10 protein-coding genes are annotated in these 11574 nt (G+C 69.5%); 1 reads left to right on the top strand and 9 read right to left on the bottom strand.

Features of this window, described 5'->3' with window-relative positions:
• Positions 1-91: 91 nt before the first annotated feature.
• The 5 genes from FOZ76_RS16445 to FOZ76_RS16425 form a co-directional block, all read right to left on the bottom strand.
• Positions 92-1411, bottom strand: coding sequence for a TRAP transporter large permease (locus FOZ76_RS16445; protein ID WP_143949340.1), 1320 nt, complete (start codon positions 1409-1411; stop codon positions 92-94).
• Positions 1411-1911, bottom strand: a complete 501-nt coding sequence (locus FOZ76_RS16440) for a TRAP transporter small permease (RefSeq protein WP_143949339.1) — start codon at positions 1909-1911, stop codon at positions 1411-1413. The genes FOZ76_RS16445 and FOZ76_RS16440 overlap by 1 nt, the downstream gene beginning before the upstream one ends.
• Before the next feature lie 47 nt (positions 1912-1958).
• Positions 1959-2930 carry a TRAP transporter substrate-binding protein DctP gene (dctP, locus tag FOZ76_RS16435; protein WP_143949338.1) on the bottom strand — a complete coding sequence of 324 codons (972 nt, stop codon included), beginning with the start codon at positions 2928-2930 and terminating at the stop codon, positions 1959-1961.
• A gap of 66 nt (positions 2931-2996) precedes the next feature.
• On the bottom strand, positions 2997-4496 hold the full coding sequence (locus tag FOZ76_RS16430; RefSeq protein ID WP_143949337.1) for an indolepyruvate oxidoreductase subunit beta family protein: 1500 nt from the start codon (positions 4494-4496) through the stop codon (positions 2997-2999).
• A gap of 10 nt (positions 4497-4506) precedes the next feature.
• Positions 4507-6708 (bottom strand): thiamine pyrophosphate-dependent enzyme, encoded by a 2202-nt coding sequence (locus FOZ76_RS16425; protein ID WP_143949336.1) that lies wholly within the window; start codon positions 6706-6708, stop codon positions 4507-4509.
• A gap of 436 nt (positions 6709-7144) precedes the next feature.
• On the opposite strand from FOZ76_RS16425, the gene FOZ76_RS16420 reads away from it, so the two are divergent.
• On the top strand, positions 7145-7627 hold the full coding sequence (locus FOZ76_RS16420) for a MarR family winged helix-turn-helix transcriptional regulator (protein WP_143949500.1): 483 nt from the start codon (positions 7145-7147) through the stop codon (positions 7625-7627).
• A 21-nt stretch (positions 7628-7648) separates the two neighbouring features.
• On the opposite strand, the gene FOZ76_RS16415 is transcribed toward FOZ76_RS16420, so the two are convergent.
• The 4 genes from FOZ76_RS16415 to trpC form a co-directional block, all read right to left on the bottom strand.
• On the bottom strand, positions 7649-8422 hold the full coding sequence (locus tag FOZ76_RS16415; RefSeq protein ID WP_143949335.1) for a class II aldolase/adducin family protein: 774 nt from the start codon (positions 8420-8422) through the stop codon (positions 7649-7651).
• A 275-nt stretch (positions 8423-8697) separates the two neighbouring features.
• Positions 8698-9849 (bottom strand): class I SAM-dependent methyltransferase, encoded by a 1152-nt coding sequence (locus FOZ76_RS16410; RefSeq protein WP_143949334.1) that lies wholly within the window; start codon positions 9847-9849, stop codon positions 8698-8700.
• Positions 9850-9962: 113 nt separating this feature from the next.
• Complete coding sequence (locus FOZ76_RS16405; protein ID WP_143949333.1) at positions 9963-10703, bottom strand: uracil-DNA glycosylase; 741 nt, start codon at positions 10701-10703, stop codon at positions 9963-9965.
• Entirely contained in the window at positions 10700-11488 is a 789-nt protein-coding gene (trpC, locus tag FOZ76_RS16400) for an indole-3-glycerol phosphate synthase TrpC (RefSeq protein ID WP_143949332.1), read from the bottom strand. The genes FOZ76_RS16405 and trpC overlap by 4 nt, the downstream gene beginning before the upstream one ends.
• Between the last annotated feature and the right edge of the window lie 86 nt (positions 11489-11574).

The following is an 11574-nucleotide window of genomic DNA, read 5'->3' as shown; positions in this document are numbered from 1 at the left end:
TAAGTTGAGTTGTGAATATTTTAATTCTAAAGCAGTTTGGTAGGGCTGGGCACTCTTTTGCGGCAGGGTAGTGAGCGTGGGGGCTCTCCTTTCACCGCAGCATGAAGTTCGGCAGCCAGGTGGCGATGCCCGGCACCAGCAGCACGGCGACCAGCATGAGCAGGCCAAATATCACGTAAGGCGTCACTGCCGCGAACAGGTCCAGGGTCGTCACGCTCTTGGGCGCGACGCTGCGCATGGTGAAGACCAGCATGCCGAAGGGCGGGGTGAGCAGGCCGAGCTGCATGCAGATGAGGTAGAGCACGCCGAACCAGAGCGGATCCCAGCCGAAGAACTGCATCAGCGGCATGTAGAACGGCAGAGTCATCAGCATCATGCTGACCTGGTCGACGAAGCAGCCGAGGATGAGCAGGACCAGGAGCATCAGCAGCAGTACCGACCAGGACGACAGATCGGAGTCGCGGATGAGCGTGACCAGGCCGTCCGTAGCGCCCGAGAATGCCAGGATCTGCGCAAAGGTGGACGCGCCCACGATGATGAAGAGGATCGTGCCCGAGAGCGCGGCCGTGCCGGTGAGCGACTTCACGAGCGCCTTCCAGGTGAGCGCGCGATAGCCGATGCAGACCACGAAGCTCGCGAACGCGCCGAGCGCCGCCGCCTCGGTGGGCGTGGCCCAGCCTGCGGTCATGGCCGTGACCACCAGCACGAAGATCAGCAGCAGCGGCACCACGTCGACCACCAGCGGACGCCAGCGCGCCCAGCCGTCGACGAAATGCTCGTCGTCCGAGGGCGGCGCGAGCGATGGGTTCATCCGGGCGCGCACGATCAGGTAGACGATGAAGGTGAGCGAAAGCAGCAGTCCGGGCAGGACGCCGGCGATCAGCAGGCCGGCGATCGAGATGTGCGCCAGGCTGCCGAGCAGCACCGTGAGCGCCGCCGGCGGGATGAGCATGTCGACCGCGCCGATGGCCATGATCGGGCCGGTGGCCATGCGCGGATGGTACTTGCGGCGCAGCATCTCGGGCAGCAGCAGGCTGCCCAGCAGGGCGGTGGTGGCCACCGTGGACCCGGAGATCGCGGAGAACACCGTGCCCGCCACCACCGCGATCACCGACAGCCGCGCAGGCACCTTGCGGATCACCTGGTCGAAGGCGTTGATGGCCTTGAAGGCCACCCCGGTGTGGAACAGCAGCTCGCCCATCAGCAGGAAGAACGGGATGGGGGTGAGCGAGAAGTTGGTCACCGAGGACAGGCCGTTGCGTACGGCCTGCATCAGCCCGATCTCGCCGCCCAGGTAGACCCAGGCGCCGACCAGGTTGATGGCGATGAAGGAAAAGCCCGCGGGCAGGCCCGCCATCAGCAGGATCGTCAGCCCGCCGAAGAACACGATGAGGCTCAGCCACCAGGTCATCACATGACTCCTTCGGCCGGCGCGGCCTCGTCGGCGACGGTCTCGGGCATGAAGGCCCGCCTCGCGCACTCGACGGCGAGCGCGCCGAAGCCGATCGGCACCGGCACGAACAGCCACCACTCGGGAAACACCAGGCTTTTCATGACCAGGCTGCCCGCGGCCCGCGAATCGAGCAGGAGCAGCAGGGCGTACCAGGCGAAGATCAGGCTCACCACCGCGCCCACGCTGGCCGCGTAACGGTCGATGCGGCGCAGCACGCGCGTTGGCAGCACCATGTTGAGCACGTCCAGGCGGATATGCTGGTTGCGGTACATCAGCCACGGTGCCGAGGCGCAGATGATGACGGGCAGCATGTACTCCGAGACTTCGAGTACCCAGTCCAGGCTGCCCAGGCCGAGGTTGCGCACGATGACGTCGTAGCTCACGAGCGCGGTCATCACGCCCACCAGGAGCGCGGCGACGGCGCCGAAGGCGTTCATGATCAGGCCGTAGATCTTCATGGGAGGCTCCGCTTGGGGGGCGCGAGGTGCCGCGGGTGGGGCGGCGGTTACCGGGCGATCATCAATTCGCGCAGCTTCTCGCCGTGCTTGGGGCTGTTCTTGACGATCGCGGCCCAGGCGGCGTCGAGCGACTGGTTCAGGTACTGCTGCGTGTCGCCCGCCGAGAAAGTGATCGGCTCGATGCCGGCCTCGGCCTGGCGCTTGAGATCGCCGTCCACGTCGTCCAGCGAGCGCTGCAGCGAGATCTGCTCCAGCCAGTCGCGCTGCTTCTCGAGGAAGGCCTGCTGCTCGGGCGAGAGCCTGTCCCAGGATTTCTTGTTGAACTGCACGCCCAGCTCGAGCATGTAGAAGCCCGGATCCACGCGGTACTTGGTGATCTCCTGCCAGCCCATGTCGAAGATGCCGAGCAGCGGCCAGCCGTAGCCGTCGACCACGCCGCGCTCCAGTGCGGTGTAGACCTCGCCGGGAGCGGTCTGCACGACGGTGGCGCCCAGCGCCTGGAAGAAGTCGCGGAAGATCGGCGCGATGCGGATCTTCAGGCCTTTCAGGTCGGGCTTGTCGATGGGCTTGGTGAGGTAGATGTGGTACTGCACCCGATCGCCCGTGCGGGCGAAGTACATCAGGTTCTTCTCGGCCATGATGCCGTTCAGGTAGTCCAGGCCGCCGTTCGTGCGCAGATCCTGGAAGGGCACGGTGGCGTAGTTGAGCGAGAGCACCTCGGGCACGATGCCGGCGGTGTACGCGGCCGTGGTGTTGGCCATGTCCACCACGCCGGCGCGCAGGGCCGCGCCCTGCTCCATGGTCGGAACGGCCTTGGGCCCGCCGACGTACTGAATCTGCACCAGACCCTTGCCTTCCTCGTTGACCTTCTTCACGAAGGCCTCGAAGTTCTGGGCGAAGTAGGTGCCTTCCTGGAAGGAATTGATGGCCTTGAGGGTGACCTCGGCGGCGGCGGCCGTGCCGGCGCCCAGCGCGAGCGACGAGGCGGCCAGCAGGAGGGAGAGTGCAGCGCGTTTCATGAGCTAGGCTCCTTGGTGGGGGACGGGGCGGGCAAGAGCGGCTTTGCCGGTGGGGTGTGCGGGGGCTCAGGCGAGCGCGTGGCGCCGCAGACTGGCGAGCAGGGCTTTGCCCTGCTCGTCGGCCAGCGCGGCTTCGCGCAGTTCGCGCAGCGTAGCGGGCGCCAGGCTCGCGCCTGCGCGTTCCAGGGCGGCCATCAGCGTGGTGTAGTTGGCGAGCCCGCGGGCGTGGGTATCGCCGTAGCCCTTGACCAGGCGCTGGCAGCGGGCGATCTCGGTGGCCAGCGCCGGGTGGGTTCGCGCGGTGGCTTCGATGCGGGCGAGCCAGTCCTCGATGCGGGCATTCTCGTGCTGGTGGCGCAGCGTGCCCAGCCGCCAGCGGCGCAGGCCGGCGACCAGGCGCAACTGCAGAAAGCCGCCGAGCGCAGTGGTGTCGATCACCCGCCCCTTGCGGGTCAGGCGGGCGAGCAGCCGATGGGCCCAGTGCGGCCGCTGCAGCCAGCGGCCCAGGCGCGCGGGCAGGGTGTCGCAGACTTCCTGCAGGCGCGGGTGCATGAACTCCTGGATGCCGAGCACCTGGGCGTCGGTCGCGCCGACCTCGTCGCGCACCCGGGCGTAGCGGCTGGCGCGCGTTTTCAGGTCGGCCACGCGGATGGTGTCCTCGTAGGCCATCCAGAGCGCGAGGTGGCGGGCGGTGGCCAGGGCGAGATCCCGGTTGCCGTCGTCGGGCAGGCGTGCCACGCGCGCCATGCGGTCCAGGTACAGGCCGGCATAGTCCGGGTCCTGGTAGTCGATGAGGCGGCGCACGCCCTCGCGCAGCAGCCCGTGCAGCGCGGCGTCGAACTCGCGCTCGATGCGCCCGAGCAGTGCGGCCACGGCGGGATCGCGCGGGCGCGGCGCAGGCGGGCTCGCGACCGCAGGCGCGGCCAGCCCCGGCTCGGGCGCGCGGGTGCGTTCGAAGGCGGCGCCGAAGGCTTTGAGGCTGGGTTTGACGCCGACGCCGCCGCGCGCGATGGTGGCCTCGAAGGCGCTGCGCGCAAAGGGCAGCACGCCGGCGCCGGCCAGTGCGCCGAACAGCACCGCGCTGATGACGCTGCCGTTGCGCTGGGCGAGCTCGGCCATGTCGAAGTGAACGAAGCCGCGTGCGGCGCGCTGCGCGTGGGCGAGCAGTTCCGCGCTGTCGACGCGGCCGTCGCCCATGGCGGATTTCTCGGCGATCGAATAGACCCGGTGGGTCGACGCGATCAGCGTGGTGCGCTCGGGCGTGACCAGGCCGCGCTGCACGGCGCGCCCGGCTTCCATCAGCTCGGAGGCGAGCACGATGTCCACGTCGCCGGGCATGGGCATGAGGGCGAGCACCGGCCGCTGGTGCGCCTCGGCGAGGGCGCTGCGCGGGAACAGTTCGACGTAGTAGAGCGTCGCTCCGGTGCGCTGGGCCACGCCGGGGACCGACGTGGTCTGCGCGATGCAGCCTTCGTGTTCGCCGAGGTCGACGATCCAGTCGGCGAGCACGCCGCCGCCTTCTCCGCCCATGGCGAGGATGGCGATCTTGATGGGCTGGGCCTGCATGGGCGTCTCCTCAGAAGCTGTAGCGCGCCAGGCGGCGGGACGTGCGGGCCTGCAGCCAGCCGATCACCGCACGGCGTACGCGCGCGCGCAGGCGATCCCAGGGGGTCGGGTTGGAGACGATGCGCGCCCGGTAGAACGACGGACATAGCACCGCGGCGTGCGACACCTCGCCGCACATGCCGCAGCCCACGCAGCTATCGAGCACGGTGGCCACGGGGTCGATGCGCAGGGGGTCCGGGTTGGGCTTCACGGACAGCGAAGGGCAGCCGGAGATGCGGATACAGGAATGGTCGCCGGTGCAGGTGTCGGCATCGACGCCGAAGCGCTCGCGCACCACGCGCTGGCCGGCGGCGGCGGCCTGACGGGCCTTGGGCTTTTCGCGGCGCTGGCGGTTGAGCATGCATTCGCTCTGCGCGACCAGCACCTTGGGGCCCTGGTCTTGGGTGGTGAGCGCCTCGCGCAGGGCGTCGCGCATGCCGGCCACGTCGTAGGTGCGCTTGATAGTGCGCACCCAGGTCACGCCCACGCCACGCACCGCGCGTTCGATGTCGTGACCGGTGCTGCGGGTCGGGTTCTGCGCCGCCGAGGACAGGATGTCCTGTCCGCCCGTGGCCGAGGTGTAGCTGTTGTCGACGACGACGGTCAGGTTGTCGCTGCGGTTGAACACTGCGTTGGCGATGCCGCTGGTCAGGCCGTTGTGCCAGAAGCCGCCGTCGCCCATCACCGAGATCGCGCGCTTGCCGGCGGGCGCGTTCAGGGCCGCGGCGCCGGCTGCGCCCAGTCCGTAGCCCATGGTGGTGTTGCCGATGTTGAACGGCGGCAGGATCGAGAACAGATGGCAGCCGATGTCCGCGCTGACGTGGTGCGGGCCGAGTTCGCGTTCGACCAGTTTCATCGCGGCGAAGATCGGGCGCTCGGGGCAGCCCGTGCAGAAACCGGGAGGACGGGCGTGCACGACCTCGCCCAACGCCCGCGTCGGTGTCGGTGTGGGCGTCGGTGCCTCGACCGTCAAGGGAATGACGCGGCGCGCTTCGGTGATCGCCGGGGCTTCGGGCGTCGCCGTCTCGGCGTCCGCGGCCGGCAGGACGGCGTAACGGCGCAGGAAGTCCTGCAGCCCGCGGTGCACGACGACGGCGGTGTATTCGCCGGCCATGGGCAGCACGTCCTTGCCGTGCAGCGCGGTGGCCAGCCCCGCCTGGCGCAGGATGGCGGCGACGTTCTGCTCGATGAAGTTGGGCTGGCCTTCCTCGACCATCAGGATGGCGCGCTTGCCGCGCGCGAAGCGCAGCAGTTCCTCGTCCACGAGCGGGTAGGCCACGTTCATCACGTAGAGGGGAAGGCGCGAGTCGCCGTAGACGTCGGCCAGGCCGAGCCGCTCCAGCGCACGCAGCAGCGTGTTGTACATGCCGCCCTGGACGACGATGCCGACGTCGGCGCAGTCCTCGGCGTAGAACTCGTTGAGCGCGTGCTCCCGGATGTAGCGCACGGCCGCCGGCCAGCGCTCCTGGATCTTCTCCTGCTCGTGCTGAAAGCTCGCGGGGGGCAGCACGATGCGATCGACATCGCGATGCGGCCGCTCCAGTGCATCCTTGAGCGTGAACGACGGCGCCACGTTGTCGGACGCCACGAAATGCCCGTGCAGGTGGCAGGCGCGGATCCGGACCTGCAGCATCACCGGCGTGTGGCTGGCCTCCGACAGCGCGAAGCCTTGCTTGACGGCGTCCACGATGCTGGGCAGGTTGGGGCGCGGGTCGAGCAGCCAGATCTGCGACTTCATGGCAAAGGCGTGGCTGCGCTCCTGCATGATCGACGAGCCTTCGCCGTAGTCCTCGCCGACGATGACGAGCGCGCCGCCCGTCACGCCGCCGGAGGCGAGGTTGGCGAGCGCGTCCGAGGCCACGTTGGTGCCCACCGTGGCCTTGAAGGTGACCGCGCCGCGCAGCGGGTAGTTGACCGACGCGGCCAGCGTGGCGGCGGCGGTCGCCTCGCTGGCGCTGTTCTCGAAGCGCACGCCGTATTCGCCCAGGATGTCCTGCGCGTCGGCGAGTACGTCCATGAGGTGCGAGATCGGCGCGCCCTGGTAGCCCGCCACATAGGCGACGCCGGACTCGAGCAGTGCCTTGGTGATGGCGAGGATGCCCTCGCCGGCGAAGATCTCGCCGGCGCCCAGGCGCAGTTTCTGGACTTCGGCAGCGAAGGAGCGCTCAGCCACGATGGCCCTCCTTGCACGGTATGCGGTCCAACGTCGTCGAACAGGACATGGTGTGCAGGTTCCCCGGTGCTCGGACGCCCTTCGTGCCGGTCGCAGAAAGGGCCGATCAATAATATTTACGAATGAAAATATGAAAAATCATGGATAACCCGTGAGCATGCAATACACATGCCAAAATGCGGCGAGCACGGCCGGCGCGCTGTTGCCCCTCGCAGCGTCCGGGCGAGGCCCGCACGCGTGCCTTTGCAGGCTCACGGCGGCGGCGCGCGCCACGCGCCAAGGCGGTGCGCCGCGGCGCACGCCATGCGCGACCCGTGCACGGCATTTGTGCGGAACTTTGATGAATGTCACCGTCCGCCGCGGCGGCGGCGCAGGACAGGAGCGGAACAATGGGCAGGACGTTTCAGCGGGCGCGGGGCGACGGGAGCGGCGCGTGATGCCGGCGCAGGACACGCCGTTCGTTGCGGACTATCTGGCGGCGCTGCTGGCGCAGGCGAGCCAGTTGATCTCGGCCGAGTTCCATCAGGTCGTGCGCGCGCACGGGGTGAGCGTGCCCGAGTGGCGGGTGCTGGCGTCGCTGGCGGGCAGCGGCGAGATGAGCATCGGCGGCCTGGCGCAGTTGAGCGTCACCAAGCAGCCCACCCTCACCCGCATGCTCGATCGCATCGCGGCCAAGGGCTATGTGGAGCGGGTGTCGCACGACACCGACCGGCGCGTCACGCTGGTGCGCATCACGGAGAAGGGCGAGCGCACGGTCGCCGATCTCATCCGCCTGGCCAAGGAGCATGAGCAGCGCGTGCTGGAGCCTTTCGGGCTGGCGCGCGCGGAGGCGCTCAAGTCGACGCTGCGCGGCATGATCGCGCTGCGCCGCGAGGCGGGCGCGGCGCCCGCAGCCGCCGATGAGCAAGAGGCTTGTTAGCGCCGCGATCGCGGCGGCGCCTCAGGCGTCGTAGCCCGGATTGAGCCGGTCCAGCTTGCGCAGCAGGGCCGGCCAGGCCCGTTGGCCGGCAGGGGTCGAACCCATCTTGCGGGCCGCATCGGGAACGCCATCGAGCACGCGCTGCTCGACCTGGATCAACGGGCCGCCGCCCGATTGCGCGGCGATCTGAATCTGGCAGGTCGTCTCGAACAGGTACATGGCCCAGAAGGCGTCCGGGATGGTGCGCGCGGCCGTCAGCAGGCCATGGTTGCGCAGCATGAAGTAGTTGGCGTTGCCCAGGTCGTCCTTGAGCCGCTGGCGCTCGTCGTCATGGACCGCCAGGCCCTCGTAGTCGTGATAGGCGAGCGACTGCAGGACCAGCGTCGCCTGCTGGGAAATCGGCAGCAGGCCGTGGCGCTGCGCGCTCACGGCGACGCCGGCGCGGGTGTGCGTGTGCACCACGCAGTGCACTTCCGGGCGCGCCTCGTGGATCGTGCTGTGGATGACGAAGCCCGCCTGGTTGAAGCCGTAGGGGCTCTCCGAGAGCACGTTGCCGTGCAGGTCGACGCGCAGCAGCGACGAGGCGGTGATCTCGTCGAACAGCATGCCGTAGGGATTGATGAGGAACTGTTCCTCCCCGCCCGTGGCCTCGGCGGGCAGCTTGGCGCTGATGTGGGTGGCGATGAGATCGGTCATGCCGTACATCGCGACCAGGCGATAACAGGCGGCGAGATCCACGCGTACTTGCCATTCGGCTTCGCTGACGACGTGCTTGAGGGTGGGGATGGCGGTCATGGGTTGTCTCCGGTGTTTTTTATTGGGGGTGTCTGGTGGCTGCGGTAGTGCGCGACGGGTGCTCGGCGGCTGGCGTTGGTTCGGCCCGGCGCTGCGCAGCGGGTGCGGCAACGCGGCGGCGCACCGGGTGACGGATGCGTCGAGGCTGTCTGCATGATGCGGCAAGGCGCCGACGCAGGCAACCCGGGATGTCGCGTGGGCGTGCGGTGGCCCAGACCGGGCGGGCGCCTGCCGCAGGCAGTGTCTCGTGGCGGCTGGCCGGCGCCGAGCGGCGCTCAGAGGCTGCCGAGACGGTCGCCGTGCTGAAAGCCCGGGAGCGGCTCCTCCACCCCCCGGCCCACCGCCAGCACTTTGAAAAGCTCGCCCATGTCGGCTTCGGACACGAGTTTCTGGATGCTGTTCAGGCTGCGCAGATACACCTCGGGAGAGGCCGCCTGCAGCGCCTGCAGGTGGCGCGGCAGCCCCGCGTTCATCAGGAAGCGCGCCTGCGAGGTGTAGCCCAGCACGTCGAGCCCGCCTTCCAGGGCGGCGTCGGCCATCGCCGTGAAATCGATGTGCGCCGTGATGTCCTGCATGCCCACGTGCACCAGGGGATCGGCGCTGGCGCGATGCTGGCGGTGGCACATGACGGTGCCCTCGGCGCGCTGCGGGTGGTAGTACTCGCGCTGCGGAAAACCGTAGTCGACGAAGAACGCCGTCCCGCGTTCGAGCCAGCGCCCCATCTCGCGCAGAAACGCCTCGGCCTGCAGGTTGACCTCGGATACGTAGCCGGGCAGGGCCGGCATGCGGGCGGCGACGATCTCGGCCAGCCGCGCCGGGGCCGGACGGTCTTCGAAGGCGAAGCCGTGCTCGCCGGCGACGACGCCGCGTTCGAGCACCCGGCCTGCGTCGGACCAGCGGAACAGGCGCACCGGCATGGCGTCCAGCACCTCGTTGGCGACCACGCACCCGACGTGGCCTCCGGGCAGCGCGTCCAGCCATTGCACCGTGTCGCCCAGGGGGGCCAAACGCTCCTGCTGGCGCTGGCGCAGGTCGGCCGAGACTTCGAGGATCCGGTAGCGCACGTCGATACCGTGTGCGCGCAGCCCGGGCACGAGCACGGCGGCCAGCGCGCCGGTGCCGGCGCCGAATTCCAGCACCTGGACACTGCCGATGGCGCGCAGCACGGGTGCGAGCGCATCGGCCAGCGTCAGCCCGAAGAGCGGGCTCAGCTCGGGGGCGGTGACGAAGTCGCCGCCCGGTTCCTGCGCGGAGCCGAGCTTGCGCGCCCCGGCCGCGTAGTAGCCCAGGCCGGGCGCGTACAGCGCGAGCGACATGAACGTCTCGAAACCGATCCAGCCGCCCGCGGCGGCGATCCGCTCGCGGAGGTGCCGGGCGACCTGCGCTTCGTGGTCGCCGGCGTCGGTCGTTGCGCTGGGGGAGGACATGCTCGATCCGGTGGTGCAGAATCGGCCATTCTAAACGCCGGCCGGCCGGCCGGCCCTGGCCCCGGCCGGGCGCGGGCGGCCTCGCGTAGCCGCGGCCGGCTCAGGCGGTCGACTCAGGCCGCCGGATCGACCCAGTCGATCGTGGGCAGCCCCTGCTCGGCCAGCCACTCGTTGGCGCGCGCGAAGTGCCCGCAGCCGATGAACGGCACGGGCGGGCGGGTGGCCGACAGCGGCGAAGGGTGGTTGGCCTTGAGCACCAGATGCGGCGAGCCGGCCGGGATCAGCGCCGTCTTGCTCTGCGCGTGCGAGCCCCAGAGCATGAAGACCTTGGGCGTCGGCTCGTTGGCCACGGCGGCGATCACGCTGTCGGTGAAGGGCTCCCAGCCCCGCTTGGCGTGCGACGCCGGCTTGCCGTCCTCGACCGTGAGCAGGGTGTTCAGCAGCAGCACGCCCTGGTGGCCCCAGCGCGTGAGGTCGTTGCTGAAAGTGGCCGGATCGCCGCCGCAGGTGTTCGCGACTTCGGCGAAGATGTTGCGCAGGCTGGGCGGGCGGCGCTCGCGGTCGGGCACCGAGAAGCACAGGCCCTGGGCCTGGCCGGGCCCATGGTAGGGGTCCTGCCCCAGGATCACCACGCGCACGTCCTGCGGCGCGGTCAGTTCCAGGGCGCGGAAGGGATGGGCGGGATAGATGATCGCGCCCGCCGCCAGCCGCTCGTCGATGAAGCGCGAGAGTTCTGCGAACCCGGGGGATGCGAGCACGTCCTGCAGGAACGGCAGCCAGGCGGGCGGAAGCCAGCCCACGTGGGTCTCCAGCGGCTCGCGCAGGCGGTTGATGGGTGTGGCGACCCCTGTCATGCAAAGAGCCTCTGCAGTTCCACGCCCGGGTCCTCGGCGCGCATGAAGGTCTCGCCGACCAGGAAGGCGTTCACGCCGGCGTCGCGCATGCGCTTGACGTCCTCGGGGGTGACGATGCCGCTTTCGGTGATGACGCGCTTGCCTGCCGGGATCGAGCCGAGCAGGGCCAGGGTGGTGTCCAGCGAGACTTCGAAGGTGCGCAGGTTGCGGTTGTTGATGCCGAGCAGCGGCGTGCGCAGGGTGAGGGCGGTCTCGAGTTCCTGCGCGTCGTGGACTTCGACCAGCACGTCCATGCCCAGGTCGTGCGCCTGGGCTTCCAGGTCGCGCAGCCGGGCCGCATCGAGCGCAGCCACGATGAGCAGGATGCAGTCCGCGCCGAGCGCGCGCGCCTCGGCCACCTGGTAGGAGTCGACGATGAAATCCTTGCGCAGCACCGGCAGCGAGCAGGCCGCTCGCGCCTGGCGCAGGAAGTCGTGCGAGCCCTGGAAGAATTTCACGTCGGTGAGCACCGACAGGCAGGCCGCGCCGTGGGCGGCGTAGGTGCCGGCGATGGCGGCGGGCTGGAAGTCTGGCCGGATCACGCCCTTGGAGGGCGAAGCCTTCTTGATCTCGGCGATCACGCCGGCGCGCCCGGCGGCTATCGCTTCCTCGAGCGAAATCGCAAAACCGCGCACATCCTGGCGCAATTCGGCTTCACGACGCAGTTCGGCCTCGCTGCGCAGTTGGCGCGCGGTGGCGACTTCGTCGGCCTTGACGGAAAGTATGCGTTGCAGAACGTCGTTCATAGCGTTGTCCAATGAGAGTGCCCCAGGGCGGCCTTCGCCCGGACCAGCCCCGTGAGGGTCAAGGAAACCTGGGGCGGCCCGGCGTT

This window comes from Verticiella sediminum (assembly GCF_007558815.1).
Taxonomy (GTDB): Bacteria; Pseudomonadota; Gammaproteobacteria; order Burkholderiales; family Burkholderiaceae_B; genus Verticiella; species Verticiella sediminum.
The sequence above is the reverse complement of the archived record's forward strand: the minus strand, read 5'-3'. Positions and strand labels throughout refer to the sequence as shown.

Coding starts and splice junctions, on each gene's coding strand:
- FOZ76_RS16410 (WP_143949334.1), bottom strand. CDS start 9,849: ATGTCCTCCCCCAGCGCAACGACCGACGCCGGCGACCACGAAGCGCAG.
- FOZ76_RS16415 (WP_143949335.1), bottom strand. CDS start 8,422: ATGACCGCCATCCCCACCCTCAAGCACGTCGTCAGCGAAGCCGAATGG.
- FOZ76_RS16440 (WP_143949339.1), bottom strand. CDS start 1,911: ATGAAGATCTACGGCCTGATCATGAACGCCTTCGGCGCCGTCGCCGCG.
- FOZ76_RS16445 (WP_143949340.1), bottom strand. CDS start 1,411: ATGACCTGGTGGCTGAGCCTCATCGTGTTCTTCGGCGGGCTGACGATC.
- FOZ76_RS16420 (WP_143949500.1), top strand. CDS start 7,145: ATGCCGGCGCAGGACACGCCGTTCGTTGCGGACTATCTGGCGGCGCTG.
- dctP (WP_143949338.1), bottom strand. CDS start 2,930: ATGAAACGCGCTGCACTCTCCCTCCTGCTGGCCGCCTCGTCGCTCGCG.
- trpC (WP_143949332.1), bottom strand. CDS start 11,488: ATGAACGACGTTCTGCAACGCATACTTTCCGTCAAGGCCGACGAAGTC.
- FOZ76_RS16430 (WP_143949337.1), bottom strand. CDS start 4,496: ATGCAGGCCCAGCCCATCAAGATCGCCATCCTCGCCATGGGCGGAGAA.
- FOZ76_RS16405 (WP_143949333.1), bottom strand. CDS start 10,703: ATGACAGGGGTCGCCACACCCATCAACCGCCTGCGCGAGCCGCTGGAG.